The 15,517-nt window shown below is 45.2% G+C and carries 14 protein-coding genes and 1 pseudogene; 1 reads left to right on the top strand and 14 read right to left on the bottom strand.

Features of this window, described 5'->3' with window-relative positions; all coding sequences use genetic code 11:
* Positions 1–160 precede the first annotated feature (160 nt).
* Positions 161–1,447, top strand: a complete 1,287-nt coding sequence (gene hcp / locus QSJ37_RS02145) for a hydroxylamine reductase (RefSeq protein ID WP_285753319.1) — start codon at positions 161–163, stop codon at positions 1,445–1,447.
* A 65-nt stretch (positions 1,448–1,512) separates the two neighbouring features.
* Here hcp and QSJ37_RS02140 read toward each other — a convergent pair.
* The 14 genes and pseudogenes from QSJ37_RS02140 to hyfB form a co-directional block, all read right to left on the bottom strand.
* Positions 1,513–1,599: pseudogene (locus tag QSJ37_RS02140) on the bottom strand (hypothetical protein); the annotation flags it as partial.
* A gap of 227 nt (positions 1,600–1,826) precedes the next feature.
* Positions 1,827–2,963, bottom strand: coding sequence for a KamA family radical SAM protein (locus QSJ37_RS02135; protein WP_285754726.1), 1,137 nt, complete (start codon positions 2,961–2,963; stop codon positions 1,827–1,829).
* Between the two features lie 620 nt (positions 2,964–3,583).
* Positions 3,584–4,279 (bottom strand): hydrogenase nickel incorporation protein HypB, encoded by a 696-nt coding sequence (hypB, locus tag QSJ37_RS02130; protein WP_285753317.1) that lies wholly within the window; start codon positions 4,277–4,279, stop codon positions 3,584–3,586.
* Positions 4,245–4,697, bottom strand: coding sequence for a hydrogenase maturation nickel metallochaperone HypA (hypA, locus tag QSJ37_RS02125; RefSeq protein WP_285753316.1), 453 nt, complete (start codon positions 4,695–4,697; stop codon positions 4,245–4,247). Before hypA ends, hypB begins: the two co-directional genes overlap by 35 nt.
* A 157-nt stretch (positions 4,698–4,854) precedes the next feature.
* Positions 4,855–5,307 carry a hydrogenase maturation peptidase HycI gene (gene hycI / locus QSJ37_RS02120; protein ID WP_285753314.1) on the bottom strand — a complete coding sequence of 151 codons (453 nt, stop codon included), beginning with the start codon at positions 5,305–5,307 and terminating at the stop codon, positions 4,855–4,857.
* Positions 5,279–5,704, bottom strand: coding sequence for a formate hydrogenlyase maturation HycH family protein (locus QSJ37_RS02115; RefSeq protein WP_285753312.1), 426 nt, complete (start codon positions 5,702–5,704; stop codon positions 5,279–5,281). The genes hycI and QSJ37_RS02115 overlap by 29 nt, the downstream gene beginning before the upstream one ends.
* A complete protein-coding gene (locus tag QSJ37_RS02110; protein ID WP_285753309.1) occupies positions 5,694–6,437 on the bottom strand; it encodes an NADH-quinone oxidoreductase subunit B family protein in 744 nt (247 codons plus the stop codon). The genes QSJ37_RS02115 and QSJ37_RS02110 overlap by 11 nt, the downstream gene beginning before the upstream one ends.
* Positions 6,434–6,979: a formate hydrogenlyase complex iron-sulfur subunit gene (locus QSJ37_RS02105; RefSeq protein WP_285753307.1), complete on the bottom strand. Its 546-nt coding sequence runs from the start codon at positions 6,977–6,979 to the stop codon at positions 6,434–6,436. The genes QSJ37_RS02110 and QSJ37_RS02105 overlap by 4 nt, the downstream gene beginning before the upstream one ends.
* A gap of 39 nt (positions 6,980–7,018) precedes the next feature.
* The gene (locus tag QSJ37_RS02100) at positions 7,019–8,746 is read right to left on the bottom strand and encodes a hydrogenase large subunit (RefSeq protein WP_285753305.1); all 1,728 of its coding nucleotides are present in this window, start codon (positions 8,744–8,746) and stop codon (positions 7,019–7,021) included.
* A 23-nt stretch (positions 8,747–8,769) separates the two neighbouring features.
* Positions 8,770–10,209, bottom strand: coding sequence for a hydrogenase 4 subunit D (locus QSJ37_RS02095; protein ID WP_285753303.1), 1,440 nt, complete (start codon positions 10,207–10,209; stop codon positions 8,770–8,772).
* Positions 10,210–10,266: 57 nt separating this feature from the next.
* Entirely contained in the window at positions 10,267–11,745 is a 1,479-nt protein-coding gene (locus QSJ37_RS02090) for a hydrogenase 4 subunit F (RefSeq protein ID WP_285753301.1), read from the bottom strand.
* 12 nt (positions 11,746–11,757) lie between these two features.
* Complete coding sequence (gene hyfE / locus QSJ37_RS02085) at positions 11,758–12,405, bottom strand: hydrogenase 4 membrane subunit (RefSeq protein ID WP_285753299.1); 648 nt, start codon at positions 12,403–12,405, stop codon at positions 11,758–11,760.
* A gap of 18 nt (positions 12,406–12,423) precedes the next feature.
* Entirely contained in the window at positions 12,424–13,365 is a 942-nt protein-coding gene (locus QSJ37_RS02080) for a respiratory chain complex I subunit 1 family protein (protein WP_285753297.1), read from the bottom strand.
* Between the two features lie 20 nt (positions 13,366–13,385).
* Complete coding sequence (gene hyfB, locus QSJ37_RS02075; protein ID WP_285753295.1) at positions 13,386–15,395, bottom strand: hydrogenase 4 subunit B; 2,010 nt, start codon at positions 15,393–15,395, stop codon at positions 13,386–13,388.
* Positions 15,396–15,517 lie beyond the last annotated feature (122 nt).

Raw genomic sequence — 15,517 nt, 5'->3', positions numbered from 1 at the left:
CTACATTTTACACATACATGAATCTATACTCATTGTTAGCCGTCATCTTTTCTTCATATTTTTGCCACATTTCCGATTCGAGGTGTGATATAAATCACTTATGTTGGAAAAGATTTCTTGTAATTTTTAAAATGTCGACTATATTTAGGGAGGGGAAATAATGTTTTGCCATCAATGTGAACAAACGCCAATGGGAGGCTGCACCGTCGCTGGGGTATGTGGAAAAGATGAAACGATTGCGAGTTTACAAGACATTATCGTATTTGCTTTAAAAGGAATTGCAGCATACCGTACACACGCTCATCAACTCGGATACACAGATCCTTTCGTTGACACAACAACACACGAAGCGCTCTATATGACATTAACAAACTCTAACTTTAACGTTCAAGAACATTTCGATATGGCCATGAAAGTTGGAAAAGCAGCGATTCGTGTCATGGAATTGCTCGACCGAGCGCATACAGAGAAACTCGGCATTCCTCAACCAGTGCGTGTAACACAAAATAAAATTGAAGGCAAATGTATTCTTGTTACAGGCCATAACTTGCTTGCATTAGAAAAATTGCTTCAACAAACGGAAGGAAAAGGAATCAATATTTACACACATTCCGAAATGTTACCTGCTCACGGCTACCCTGAATTAAAAAAATACCCACATTTAAAAGGAAATGTTGGAAAAGCATGGTATGATCAGCGCCGCTTGTTTGAAAAATTCCCAGGTGCTATTTTAGCGACGACAAACTGTGTCATGCCTATTAAAGGAACATACGCCGATCGAATGTTCTCGTATGATGTCGCTGGATTGGAAAATGTCCGAAAAATTGAAAATGATGATTTTACACCATTGATCGAAAAAGCATTAGAACTTCCTGAAGCGAATATTGAATCCGATGAAACATTGTTGACTGGATTCCACCATGAGACGGTCATCGGTATCGCTCCAGAAATCATTCAAGCGGTAAAAGACGGCAAAATTAAACGATTTTTTGTGATTGCCGGGTGTGATGCGCCTGGAAAAGACCGTGAATATTATCGTTCATTAGCAACATCGCTGCCGCCAGAAACCGTTATTTTAACAACATCTTGCGGAAAGTTCCGCTTCAACGATATTGATTATGGAGTAGTGCCTGGAACGAACATCCCTCGCTACATTGATTTAGGTCAATGTAACAACTCGATTTCGACAGTAAAAATTGCAGCGGCGCTTGCAGATGCATTTGGCTGTGAAGTGAATGAACTTCCATTAAGCATTGTTCTTTCTTGGTTTGAGCAAAAAGCGGTTGCAATTTTACTCGGTCTTCTCAGTCTGGGCGTTCAAGACATTCGCATCGGCCCGAAAGCGCCGCATTTTATTTCTGAAGGTGTTATGCGCGTATTACAAGACATGTTCGGATTGAAACTGATTGGTGATGTTGAAGAAGATTTGCGTGCGATGCTTGCTTGAAAGAAAAGAGGCTGACTTTGAAGGTCAGCCTCTTTTCTTTCGATGTTTCCTTGAGCTATTTTATCAGAAACCACCTCAAAGCCTTTTCCGTAGTCTCCCGCGCGTACCGCTTCCCTCGCTGCGTTTAATGCCATAAGTGTTTGATTTGAAATTTCTGCAGCGATGGTATTTTCCTCTCTACAACTAGTTTGACGACATGAAGCTTCAATTCTTTATCAAAACTTTTTCCCACGTTAGACATTCCCTTAATGTATAACGTCTCTATTTGTTGGTGTGTCCGCTTTTTAGACTAACATCAAATTTATGTCTTAATCAGAACCTTCTTCAGTGAAGGCAATAAAAAACTCCCACCCCTTAAATGAAGGTGGGAGAAGTCCATTTAGTTAACGGAACTCAATTGAATCACTTTTTTTACTGGTTTTTTCCAATATTGTTCACTTCCAGGTAAATCATCAAACCAAGTGGCGTCTTTTGGACAATCCAAAATCATAAACTTTCCATATTGTTCATCATCTCTTGACTGATGATATTTTAGATATGCTTTACCATTTTCGATTGCCAATATTTCAATTTTTCCTGAGGAATGGCTCATAACGAGACGAACGCGTTTGCCTAATCCCGATGTTCTTGCTTTTGCTTGTTCAACTATTTTGTATACTTCTTCCAGCGTTAATACAAAATTGCTGTTACCTGCTACCGGTCTATTAACAAAGAAGTAATACGGTGTTACTCCTGCCCATGACAGTTTATCTAGCAATTCTGCCAACACTTCAGGATCATCATTTATTCCTTTTAAAATAGGAGTTTGATTCACAACGATAACTCCAGCATCGTGAAGAGCTTGGAACGCTTTACGCGCTTCTTCTGTTATTTCACGTGGATGGTTTACATGTGCCATGACATAAATGCGTTTTTCTGGCGTGGAATATTGCCGGAACAGATCAAGCAGTTCTTGATCTTCATAAATTCTCATAGGGTTAAAGACAGGCAATTTTGAACCAAAACGGATGATTTTCACATGGTCAATCGCTCGCAATCTTTCTACAATATATCTAATTTTTTTGGTTGCCAAAATAAGAGAGTCTCCGCCAGTCAATAAAACGTTATTTATTTCAGGAGTTTGTGCAATATATTCTATACCAGGCGTTACATCTGACATAGCTTCTTTTACATCGTCACGGAATAAGCGCTTCCGGAAACAAAATCGGCAATATGCTCCACAAACTTCTGAAACGATGAGTAATGCAGTCGTTTTATACTTGTGCTGGCATCCCGGCACCACATAGTTGGCCGCCTCATCTGAAGCATCCCAACTGCCATATTCATTTAATTCCCCTTCGTTCGGTATCACCAATTTTCGGATAGGATCGTTCGGATCGTCCCAATTAATCAGATTAAGATAATAATCATTCACTCTAAATACATATTTGTTAGTGATTTCTTTTAATTTTTCTCGCTCTTCCTTAGGGATTTGCGTGATTTTTTCGATATTTGTAATATACTTCGGTTGTGCCATCATATCACCCTCCTTAAAAACGTTCCTATAATAAAGCTAACAAAAGTATGGAAGAGATGCAAAGTTTAATTTAGAGCATCTCTTTTATTTGCCTATAAGCGAACATCAATTTCAGAATTGCAAAAGGCTTATACAGTGATTCGCTGGAACTTTGTACAGTGATTCGCTGGAACTTTGTACAGTGATTCGCTGGAACTTTGTATGGAATAGTAGCCATGATGACCTTTTAGGGTTTTATCAAAACTGTTGTAGTTGGTGCTTGGCAAAAGGATCATGGCTACAGAGGCTGATAGCTAAATTACTTGGTTGTATTTTTATACAAAATGATAGTTTTAATATACTGCGATACTCTGTATTTTTTGATTCTTACGTACTTTTGGCTCAAAAAGTGTGTGTAATGAAGTAAATAACAATGAATGACACATACCGAGAAAAAGCGCAATTTCTAGCAAAACAAGCCAACTTATCGTTGAATCTCCTTTCGTTTTTGAATTTTCTGCTGACTACTTGACACAAGTAGACATGATGGCAATACGCGGCGCACGCCCCTTCGGACGACACTATGAAGGCTCCGACGGGGTGCTCAGGCGCGTTTGCATTGTGTCGATATTGATAACCGATTACGAGGAACCAACCGCTTTTTCAAATGCTTTTTTTCCAGACTCCAAACGGGATATCCACTCGTCAATCCCTTCTCCTGTGCGGGCAGAAACTTCAAAAATAGGGATGCCTGGTCTTATCTCGTTCAGCGCTTTATAGAAAAGATCTCGTTGAAACCCTACCGCTTCTGCCAAGTCTATCTTCGTAATGACCGCCATATCGGCACTGTTGACGATGGTAGGATATTTCACCGGCTTGTCTTCCCCTTCCGTCACTGAAAAGAGAACGACACGCTGATTTTCTCCTAAATCGTAACTCGCCGGACACACGAGATTGCCAACGTTTTCGATAAAGAGAAAATCGATATCTTCTAGGTTCCATCCTTCTATGGATCTTTTAATCATGTCCGCCTCAAGGTGACAAACTGTACCAGTAGTAATTTGATGCACTTTCGCACCGCTTTGGCACAAACGTTTGGCGTCGTTATCTGTTGCTAAATCACCGACTAGAGTTGCCACACTATACCTTTTGCTAAGACGAGTTAATATTTCTGTAAGCAGGGTCGTTTTTCCAGCACCTGGGCTTGAGACCAAATTGACGACATAGACACCGGATTCCTGAAATTGCTTTCGTAATTCTCTTGCAAGAATATCGTTTTTCTTAAGGACATTCTGGCGAACTTCAACAACCCGGGGGTTTAACATCATCTCCTTCATCTTTTCCCCTCCCTTTCAATGCATACAATTCTATCTCTTTCCCTTCGAGCATCTGACTTGTCCTCGTCCCACACACCGGACAGAGCATAGGAAACGGCTCAGGCAGAACATGAGCTTCTTGACAAGCAGAGCAGAAGACTTTTACAGGAATGTCCTCAATGATGAGCTTTGCCCCTTCTAATGGCGTCCCTTCGATGACCACATCAAAGGAGAATTCCAAGGCTTCCTTTACTACACCCGACAAGACGCCAAGCTTTAAATAAAGGGCTTGCACCCGTTTCATCCCCGTATTTTCTGCTGTTTCGATGGCTAATTCAACCAAGTTTTGGGCTATGGACAATTCATGCATCGCCAGACACCTCTGATCTTGAGAAAAAATATGCAATAGTTGCACCTTGGGAACACGCAATGCTCGCATGCCCCCAAGAGTTCCACAATCTTGTGTGCAAGTCGAGTAACCCCCTGCGCTGCCCCAGTTCCGCTACAACGATAAATGCCTTTCCCTAATCCGCCTTTTTTAAAACTGCCTTAGATCCACATTCTCGTGTTCTTCCGTGGTTACGCAACCTCCCTGATCACTCAAGGTGTGGAAAATCGAGTTTTCCTGTTTTCAACTTGTCATACACCATTTCAACTGCTTGCCTTATCTCAGAAGAGACCGGTAAACCAAAGGCAACGATCGAAGGCTGGATCCCGACAAAGTAGACCTTTGGAACCAGTTCTTTCAATGCTGAGATGAAAAACGATAAAGGTAACCGATGGGTCGACAAAATAAACTCATCGGCAATATCGTTTTCAGAAATGAGACGTACGCTCCCGGCCTCCAAGTTCATTTCGCAGGCATCTACTACCACTACAACCTCTGGTTTCATATCACGCACTCGATGGAAATAATTTTCCGGCGCTGTCCCACCGTCGATTACTTCCCACCCGGGGATGTGATTTTTTTCTAAAAGGCGGGCCAAAAGCGGCCCAGCTCCATCATCTCCCATCATCTCGTTACCTACTGTAATCACTAGCCTCTTCATTCAGCCTCACCACCAGATATATAGCTGGTTCTTTTTGAATCATTTGGAGAATTTGCAATAGATTACTAGCCCATTTCTTCTCCTCAGGAAGGAAGCTGGAATCCGCTTCAGACAGTGCCAATCCTAAGGATGCAACATGATCTCTATTGATCTCTAGTTCTCCCCATTTGGCTAGGCCTTCCAGCTTTCTCTTTGCTTTCCCCTCGGGCAGTTTGCGAATCCAATTAAAATAATCTTCCTTTTCCATAACCATAACAGGCGATAAACAATCGACCACCCCAATATGATGGCCAATAGCCAGAGCATAATACTTCAGCTGTCTAACCTCAGGCGTCGCATTATTTTCTTCGTCCACAAACTTTTTGTACAGCTTAAAGAACTTTACCTTACCCGACATGATGGCCTACCCTCTCCATATAAATCTTGTGCAATCTCAAAAAAACTTCGGCCAGTCGCGGATCTTTCTCTTGTTTTACCAGCTCTTTCACTTTCTGATCGACCGCCAACGGGTCCCCTATCTTCATGAACTCGATATATTGTTCGGCTATGCGCCGACCCTGCAGGTAACCACTCAAGCGGCGAGCCTCCCACTCGATCTCTTTAGCAAGATCTGGGGAAATCCCTTCGTATTTTGGAGTAACGCGAGTAATCTCCTTTTCTATAAACTGCTCTCCTTTGATCTTTTGTTCGAGCAAATCCAGAGCCATCGCAATGCCGTACAACGTCGCTGCTGGAGTTGGAGGACATCCGGGAATATATACATCTACAGGAAAACTGCTTTCCGCCCCTCCCCACACACTGTAGCAGTCGTGAAAGATCCCGCCGCTACAGCTACATGCGCCATAAGCTACCACAATTTTAGGATCGGGGGCCGCTTCATACGCCCGTATCGCCGGCAGCCGCATGGCCCTCGTCATAGGACCGGTGATGAGAAGAATATCGGCATGCCGCGGAGTAGACACTACCTTGATCCCAAACCGTTCCGCGTCAAAAACAGGTGAGATGGCGCTAAAAATTTCAATCTCGCATCCGTTGCATCCACCACAGTCCACCCGGTACACGTAAACGGAACGTTTAATGACATTTTTCAACTTTGCCTTCAAATCTGCCAGTTTTACTTCCTGACTCATCTTAATGCCTCCCTTCTAACGCCCTGCTCGCGCACCCACGGGATTGCCGCCTGCTGGCGCCGGCATTCCGGACATACCTTCATGAGCTGTTCCCATTTTTCTTTGTCATGATCAGTCAACCCTATCTGTTCCAAGTTTGCCAGTACGTATTCCAGTTCACGATAAGGTGCAAAGTATTCTCCACAGGAGCTACACTCACAAAGTTGGATCTCAGCCCGGCAGTACAGGTCTTCCTTTCTGCTGGCGGCCAATTCAAACTCCTCCGAGAGAGCGATGGCACCTGTAGGGCACACCTCATCGCAACGGCCGCAGAAAATACAACGGCCATAGTTAATGTTCCAAGATACGACCCCCCGCTTGAAATCGTGCTCCAGGGTAATGGCATTAGACGGGCAGGCAGTAGCGCAGGCACCGCATGCGATACACTGGCTAAAGTCGTAAACCGGTTTTCCGCGAAAACCAGGCGCAACCTCTAACGGTTTAAAGGGATACTTCACAGTAGTTTCCCCGACCTGTAATGCTTTTTTAAGCAATTTTAGCATTTTGGGAATCCCCCTTCCTTTTGCTTGCTTATAGCCGGGTTAAAGTTTTAGCGGAGAGTACTTTCTTTCTTGGCAGTACCGCTCCAGCTCTTTATATTCAATCGTTTTTGCCTTTCTTTTACGCACATCGACCACAGTAACCCGATCGCAACAGGAATAGCAAGGGTCGATGCTAGCAATGATGAGCGGAGCATCGGAAATTGTATTGCCTTGAAACATATATCTGAGAGGCGGCCAGTTGTTATAGGTTGAGGCTCGCACTCTCAATCGATACACTTTTTGGCTGCTTCCTGTCATTACCCAGTGAACATTTTCTCCCCTAGGAGCCTCAGTATAGCCTAGGGCGAAGGTATACGGTTTATAGGCAAATCCCTCTACAAGGATAGGGCCTGGTGGCATTTCGATCAGGCACTTTTCAATGATATTCAAGGATTGAAACAGCTCTGCTGCTCGTACCAGTTGTCTGGAAAGAACATCGCATCCATCCTTGGAAATGACATCCCAAGCCACCCGATCGTAGGCCGCATACGGATGGGTCATCCGCGCATCTCTTGCAAATCCTGATCCCCGCAAATTAGGACCTACTGGGCTATAATCTCGAGCTACTTTCGGGTCTAGACGGCCTACTCCTTTTGTTCGAGAGATAAAGTTAGTGGTATTTACCATGATATCGAGGAGTTCTTCTAGATCCGCCCGCATCTCGGAAACTAAACGCAAAACTTGTTCCCTCTCCTCTTTTAAAATATCCCGGCGCACACCACCAATGAGATTTATGCCGTAAGTTTTACGGCCTCCGGTAAGAATTTCGGCCATTTTCATCGACTTCTCCCTGACTCGGAAAAAGTGCATAAAACCCGAATCAAATCCCACCAAGTGGGCCGCCACCCCTAGATTCAAAAGGTGGCTGTGCATTCTCTCCACCTCTAGCAGGATCGTGCGAATATACTGGGCACGCGGCGGCACCTCAATTCCGTTGGCAGTTTCCAATGCCGTAGCATACGCCACGCTATGGGTGTAGCCGCAGATGCCGCAGATCCGCTCGGCTAGAAAGTTAACCTGATGATAGTCCATACGGTTCTCCGCCAGTTTCTCTATCCCTCGGTGCACGTAGAAAAGGCGATAGTCAGCGTCTACGATATACTCGCCGTCGACATAGAGACGGAAATGCCCGGGCTCGTCGTTGGCAATATGCAGTGGGCCTATAGGTACCTCGACAATCCCTTCTCCTTCTACCTTGATAAACTTGTAGTCTTCTTCCTCCGATGCCGGAGAAGGGCGGAAAATCTCAGCATCTTTCCGCAGAGGATAATGGTGATCTGGCCAATCATCGGGCAATACCAGTCTCCGCGTATCGGGAAGACCCACCGGCTCAAGGCCGAACATATCCCGCACTTCCCGCTCGTACCATACGGCCGCAGGCACCCGCGGGGTAACCGAAGGAAACTCTGGTTTATGGGAAGGAATCAAAGCCTTCACGGTCAACCAGAAGTTTTTGTGGGGATCATGCTCTTTTTCGACGGAAAGAACATAGTATACCGCAAAGTGTCCGTTCAAACCGCGCTCATCATTCCCGATAACACTGGATAGCCACCCACCCTGCTGGTAATATACCTCTTCCACCACTTCTGGGAGGGAGTTAAGTTTAACGGTCAAGGTGACCTGATCCGGTGTTTGCCAACTCTCTTCAAGAATTGCTGCTCCAAACTTAGACCGCAATGCCTCCACTGTATTTTTTCTATCTTGGTCGGATTTCACTTTATTTTTCATGCCATGTCAACCTCCTTTTTCTCCTAGCTTAATAGGAGAAAAACAATGTATTGGGAAATCAGCGTCATGATGATGAGAATACCAAGAACAAATTTGATCGATAAAGGCGGCGCCGCCGCACCTGCCACTGCATCCGATTGTGTACCCAATACGTTTACGCCCATCCATTTCAAGATCCAAATGAAACTTCCAACAGACTCAATCATTGTAATGATCATTAAGATAAGAATCAGCGGATGGTGGATGCCAATTTCAAAACCGGCAAGTATGATCATGAATTTGCTGAAAAAGCCATTAAAAGGAGGAACACCAGTAATGGCCATCGCTGCCGCAATATACCCCAAACCGATAACAGGAATTTTTTTTAAAATCCCTTTGAGCATTGAAAGCCGGCGGGTGCCGGTTGTATATGCCAGCGCACCTGCAACCAGGAAGAACAATCCCTTAGCAAAAGCATGGTTAAAGATGTGGGCCACCGCTCCATTAAAAGCCATCTTTGAACCGTAGATGGAAAGGGAGACGGCTAAAAAAATGTAAGAGAGTTGAGCGATCGTCGAGTAGGCGAGCAGTTTCTTCATATCATCCTGCGGGAAATACATAACAAAACCGTAAACCATCGTGATAACCGCCATGATGACTCCTATCTCGCCGATCACTTGGGGAACCGACCCTGCTTCTAGGACGGTTCGTGCAAAGATGTAAACCCCAACCTTAACCATTGAAGCTGCATGCAAATAAGCACTTACTGGTGTCGGCGCCACCATCGCCCTTGGGAGCCAAGGATGTAAAGGAAGCTGAGCGGACTTGCCCCAGCAGGCGATTAGGATTCCGATAAAAGCAATGATTTTTCCTGTTTCTGTTAATTTGCTAAGGGCGGTTACAGAGAAGCTGCCGGTATTAATAAAGACATAGGCAGCTGCCACATAGAGCCCAAGTGACGCGAAGTGCGTGAGAATAATTGCCCAGAGCGCCGATTTTCGTGATTTTTGATCCCCGTAAAATCCGATCAAATTCCACGAACAAAGACCAGTCATTTCAAAGAAAAACAACAGTCCGAGCAGCGTAGAAGAGAAGACTAGGCCTGACATAGAGCCGATGAAAAGCAGCATGAAAGCATAAAACCTAGGAATCCCTTCTTTAATCGGATGCTCGCGGTTGCCGGTATTCATGTACCCCGACGAGTAGGTACAAATCAGCCAGCCGATGAAAACTACCATGAAGTTGACTAAAACGCTAAGGGTATCAATCGTGACACCAAACAAATCGATGCCGCTAATGGTTAGCAGATCCTGGGTGAGATTGTCTCGGTTTGCTGCAAAAGCGATCAGTAAAAGCAGACCGCAGATAAAAGCTAGGAAGGAGAAAAACTGACCCATCTTTTTCACGTGTCGTTCCGGTATAAAAAGGACAAGGACGCTTCCTAATACTGGCAGCAGGATGCTTCCCAGCGCATACCAAACCATCTAAAACGCACCTCCTGACTGAATCTCTCATGAATGAATCAGTAAACTTCCAATTTTCTACTTATCACCCAGGACAACGCTGACTGCACCCTGCAGTAATTGATTTAGTGGATCCGGTAAATATAACCCCAACCCTGCCATAAAGATGAACAGGATTCCAAAAGGCAACAACGTAAGCCAGTTGGCATCACCACGGGGCAGATCCTCTGAAGGAGGACCAAAAACCGTTTCACTGATTAGGAGCACCAATGCGACAAAAGCGATCACCAGAAATAGCAGAAAGAGGATCATTGTCCAGAAATGCCCGCTTCGCAGGCCAGCTGTCAAGGTCGTAAACTCGCTTACGAAAATATTGAAAGGTGGTGAACCAGCCGCAGCAATAATCCCTGCCATGAACATTAATGCCGTAAAAGGCATTACTTTTAGCATTCCTCGTACCTTACTCACATCCCGGGTACCATACTTCATCGTGATATTGCCTGTCGTACAGAATAGAAGTGATTTGGTGATGCTATGGTTGATGGTGTGAAGGAGCGAGGCAAATATTCCAAGCGCCCCTCCAACGCCTAATCCTGTGGCAATAATGCCAACATGCTCAACACTGCTGTAAGCCAGCTTCCTCTTAATATCGTTCTGCATCAGAATGAAGAAAGCGGCGACACCAACAGTAAGAAGACCAAAGATAAGAAATAGGGTCTGTGGAAACTCCTTGCCAACAACCTGCAAGGTAATGGCATAGTATCTTACAATTGCAAACAATGCGCACTTGAGCAATACACCTGACAAAAGAGCACTGGCTGGACTCGGAGCTTCACTGTGTGCATCAGGCAGCCAAGTGTGCATAGGAAATAGACCAGCCTTGGTGCCGAAGCCAATCAAAATGAACACAAAAGCCAACTTCATCAACTGCGGATCAAGGTTTTGCCCCATTCTTATCAACTCGGTCCATAGCATCGCCCTATGAGCGTCTTGCATTGAGGAAAAAGCATTAGAGTAAGTCAGGATCGTTCCATACAGGGCAAAAGCAAGACCAACGCTACAGATCAGGACGTACTTCCAAGCACCTTCCGCAGAAGTCTTGTGCTTGTAAAACCCGACCAAAAAAGCCGAGCCCAAAGTGGTTGCCTCCACCGCCGCCCACATAATAGCAATATTGTTAGAAATGGCAGAAAGGACCATCGTGAACAAAAATATATGATAGAAACCATAATAAGAAGTAACACCCTTCTCATTTACTTCTCCATGCGTTAGCTCATGCCTCATATATCCGATAGAATAAAAGCCATTTAGAAAGCCGATTATCCCGATCAGAAGAATCAGGATCGCCGTCAGTTCATCAGCGAAAAGCATATCGTCCAGAGCAAACAGACTTTGTCCGTTTAGTACGGATTTGACGAGCAACAAGGAGAGAAGAGCCAAGATACTAATCCCGACAAAATGAACGGTCTCCACCATACGCCGGGATCTAATCGCAAAAGCCAATAGAGCTGTTCCCAGCGGCACCGCAGGCAAATAGATTAGAATGTTCTCTCCCATTTCAATCATCACCTAACCCTTAAGTAGTGTGTGCTTGCCCGTGTCCAAGGTGCCGAAGCCCTTAGATAGGCGTTTGGCAATGACAAGCATGATCAGAACCGCAAATACCGCATCGGTCAAAATTCCAATTTCTACTGTCTCAGGAGCATTATAAGCCATTAGGGCCAGCGTCAAATGCGACCCGTTTTCCATCAAGCAATAGCCCAAGATCTGCTTGAGCGCATTCCTTCTAACCAGCATACAGAGCAATCCGAGAAGAAAATGAGCGATAGAAACCGCCAGGGCAATCTTGATCTTCAGTACCGCATACATTTGGAAAGAATCGACTACCACGAACGATAAAGCTACCAAGAGCACAGCAAGAAAAACCGACGTGGTTGTCTTAAATGACTTCCCTTCTTCTTGCTCCCCTACCTTTTTAAGTGTTCTGATGATTAGATAGGGTACCAAGAAAGTTTTGGTGATAAATGCGGTAATGGACCATATGTACAGCGGTTCTGCATCCATAAATACCGCCAAAGATAGAAAAATTGACACCAGAACAAGGGACTGGATGCTGTACATGTACGCTGCCAACCGGAGCCTCTTAGTTTCTACCACCAGCATCGAGGTCAGGATAAGCAGTACTGCTAGGGCATTGACTACACTAGTGCCGGACATGATCTTATCCCCTTCCGATCAAATATTGACCATGTAGAAAACGTACGACAACATGGCTATTCCGAAAACCACCCAAGTTACTGCGGGTGTCTTGAAAAGAACAAATCTGGCCATGCTGTTTTCCAGCAGTGCCGCGATCACGTAAATAACAATAACTTTTAAAAGGAAGAGAACCGCAGATACCAGAATTGAGAAAGGAGTAACGACCGCCGCGCTACCAAACGGGAAGAAAATGGACAGATACAAAGCGTTTACCACCATTTGCTTTAGTCCTAGGCTCCATTTCAAAACGGCTAGCGAGCGTCCTGAATATTCCGTAAGGGGTCCTTCCTGAATTTCCGTTTCAGCTTCCGCCAGGTCAAACGGAATCTTGCCGGATTCAATAAAAGTGGCGACAGCAAAAGCCACCATTCCTAACAAGATCACTGGGTTTAAATAGGATATCTCACCGGTCGCCATCTTCTCGCTAATGATTCCTAGATCAGTCGAGCCGGAAAGAAGGGCAACCACAAACAGCACCAAGATGATCGTCGGTTCCACGAGAATACCCAAGGCCATTTCCCGGCTGGCACCGATTCCAGCAAAACCGCTGCCAGAATCCAACCCTGCAATAGAAAAGAAGAAACGAAACACAGTAAACAGGTAAACGACAACAATGAGATCACCAACCATCCCCAAAGGGGCCTGCAGGGTTAATACTGGAATCATCATGGCAATTAGCAGCATGGTTGCCATGATGACATAAGGGGTAATACGGAATACCCAACTGGCTTGAGCGGGTACCACCTCTTGTCTTTTCATGAGCTTAAAAATATCCCGGTAATCTTGTAAAATACTAGGACCTTTCCTAGAATGGATTTTTGCCCTTAAAACACGGGAGAGACCCGTAAAAAAAGGTGCTACAAGCAGAAGAAACACAGCCTGCACCAAACCTATGAGGAGCAACTTCATTTCGGGCATCTTTTTCTCCTCCTATCTGATTATCTGACTGTCGCAATCAGCAAGACGACAACTGTGATGATGATATACATGCAATACACCCGGACATTTCCAACTTGGATGGCTTGCACCCGTTTACCTAAATGAACCGTTCCCCGTGCCAAGAGACCGTAGATATTATTCTCCCAAATTAATTCCATACGGTTGATGTAGTCCACTGCCTGCTTAGAATACGATGCAATTTTATTACCCAATCCTACGAGGGCGTTTCTGAGCAAATAGATTGGATGGAAAAGAACTCGCAATGGTTGGGCAAAAGCGTTTGCTGTGGACGCCATCCGAGAAGAATAGGAATAACCGCATGCCCACGGCGCAGAATCAATACGTCTTCCAGCCTTCATTCCTCCTTGAATCCAAACAATGATCAAGGAGAACACCAAAAGTCCGATAAGGAGAAGGATCAAAAGTGGCGTGGAAAGCACGGCCTGTGAGTTGCTCACCGGAAATACCATCGTGCCGGCACTTACCCAAATCGGCGAAGTGTCCAACAACGCTGATGCCACATTTCCAATATAAGGAGCAATAATCGGCGCTCCCAGCCCGAGCGCAATGCATCCAGCTACAAGAATTGCCATCCCAGCAAGCATCGGCATCGGCACTTCTTTGGCTTCCCGAACGCGATCACTGCGAGAAGGACCAACAAAAGTAACTCCATAGGCTTTTACAAAGCACATCGCCGCTATCGCACCTGTCAGAGCCAGCATCGCCGCAAAAATAGGAGACAACGCTTTGACCGTTAAGATGTTGCTTTTGCTCGCCATGAACAACGATTGATAGAGAAACCATTCACTAACAAAACCATTAAGAGGTGGAATGGCTGAAATGGCTAAAGCGCCAGTCAGAAAAGCGAATCCGGTCCATGGCATTTGTTTGGCCAATCCGCCCATTTCCTCCATGTTTTTTGTGCCGATTCGATAGATTACAGAACCTGTCCCGAGAAAAAGAAGGCCTTTGAAGACAGCGTGGTTTAACAGATGATAGAGTCCCGCCAAGATACCGAGCACTCCCAAAACAGGATGTCCACTGGCTACGCCAATCATGCCAACACCGACACCCATTAGGATGATGCCCACGTTTTCGGTACTAGAATAAGCCAACTGTCGATTGAGATCTTTTTCACCCGAAGCGTAAAGAATGCCCAAAACCGCCGAGATTGCACCGAAAGTCAAGACGGTAAGTCCCCACCACCAAACGGAGGCTCCAAGGAAATCCACCCCTACTCGGATTATGCCGTAGATTGCGACCTTAGCCGACATAAGGGCCGAAACGGTGGAAGGAGCGGAAGAATAGGTACGCGGTAACCAGATATGGAATGGAACAATACCGGCCTTGGTTCCGAACCCTAAGAAGCTAAGCAAAAAGACAAGGTTCTTCGTTGCTGGTGAAATCTCAGCATTGCGAAAATCGGCAAAATCGAAGCTGCCTGAATGAAGAAATAGTATAACAAACGAAATGATAATCGCTGTTGCCGCAGCGTGAGCCACTGCAAAATAAATGAAACCAGAGTTGATCGCTTCTTCATCCTGTTTAACAACAACGAGGAAATAGGAAGCTAGGGTCATGATTTCCCAAAAGACTAGGAAATAGAATGCGTTGGAGCTGGCAACCGCAAGGACCATCGACAAAATAAAGGAGTTGTTCAAAAAACCAAAGATCCCAGCGTTTTTCCCCGCATGCTGAGCGTCAAAAGAGAATGAGTAAATAGCTGTGGCGACAGCCAATAGTGAAATCACCAAAATCATAAAAGCAGAAAGATGGTCTACCTCGATCGTAAATCGCGCAAAGGGAACAAATCCCGAAAACTCTGTTGAAAAGGTCATTCCTCGAACCAAAACAATGATGGACAAACCCATCCCTGCACTTGCGGCCACAAAGGTGCTGATCGCTGAAACATAGTTGGCAACTTTGCCAACTCGATTCATCGCCAAGGAGATCACTGCTCCGGCGACATATAAGATAATAGACAGCAGAAATAACTGCTGAAAAGTCATTATTCCTACCTCCCGCCCATAAAATAGGCACCGCATTAGAACAGTATCACTTCTTTTGAGATTGTAAAATTTAGGCTTGACGGGTGGAGAGGAAGATTCTCTCCACCACGCCCTTGCCCAAA

Source organism: Parageobacillus sp. G301, from assembly GCF_030268025.1.
Classification (GTDB): domain Bacteria; phylum Bacillota; class Bacilli; order Bacillales; family Anoxybacillaceae; genus Parageobacillus_B; species Parageobacillus_B toebii.
This window is presented reverse-complemented; position numbering and strand designations above follow the sequence as displayed.

Excerpts from the sequence above, each read along its gene's own strand:
- hcp (WP_285753319.1), top strand. The coding sequence starts at position 161 with ATGTTTTGCCATCAATGTGAACAAACGCCAATGGGAGGCTGCACCGTC.
- QSJ37_RS02135 (WP_285754726.1), bottom strand. The coding sequence starts at position 2,963 with ATGGCACAACCGAAGTATATTACAAATATCGAAAAAATCACGCAAATC.
- hypB (WP_285753317.1), bottom strand. The coding sequence starts at position 4,279 with ATGAAGGAGATGATGTTAAACCCCCGGGTTGTTGAAGTTCGCCAGAAT.
- hypA (WP_285753316.1), bottom strand. The coding sequence starts at position 4,697 with ATGCGAGCATTGCGTGTTCCCAAGGTGCAACTATTGCATATTTTTTCT.
- hycI (WP_285753314.1), bottom strand. The coding sequence starts at position 5,307 with ATGAAGAGGCTAGTGATTACAGTAGGTAACGAGATGATGGGAGATGAT.
- QSJ37_RS02115 (WP_285753312.1), bottom strand. The coding sequence starts at position 5,704 with ATGTCGGGTAAGGTAAAGTTCTTTAAGCTGTACAAAAAGTTTGTGGAC.
- QSJ37_RS02110 (WP_285753309.1), bottom strand. The coding sequence starts at position 6,437 with ATGAGTCAGGAAGTAAAACTGGCAGATTTGAAGGCAAAGTTGAAAAAT.
- QSJ37_RS02105 (WP_285753307.1), bottom strand. The coding sequence starts at position 6,979 with ATGCTAAAATTGCTTAAAAAAGCATTACAGGTCGGGGAAACTACTGTG.
- QSJ37_RS02100 (WP_285753305.1), bottom strand. The coding sequence starts at position 8,746 with ATGAAAAATAAAGTGAAATCCGACCAAGATAGAAAAAATACAGTGGAG.
- QSJ37_RS02095 (WP_285753303.1), bottom strand. The coding sequence starts at position 10,209 with ATGGTTTGGTATGCGCTGGGAAGCATCCTGCTGCCAGTATTAGGAAGC.
- QSJ37_RS02090 (WP_285753301.1), bottom strand. The coding sequence starts at position 11,745 with ATGGGAGAGAACATTCTAATCTATTTGCCTGCGGTGCCGCTGGGAACA.
- hyfE (WP_285753299.1), bottom strand. The coding sequence starts at position 12,405 with ATGTCCGGCACTAGTGTAGTCAATGCCCTAGCAGTACTGCTTATCCTG.
- QSJ37_RS02080 (WP_285753297.1), bottom strand. The coding sequence starts at position 13,365 with ATGCCCGAAATGAAGTTGCTCCTCATAGGTTTGGTGCAGGCTGTGTTT.
- hyfB (WP_285753295.1), bottom strand. The coding sequence starts at position 15,395 with ATGACTTTTCAGCAGTTATTTCTGCTGTCTATTATCTTATATGTCGCC.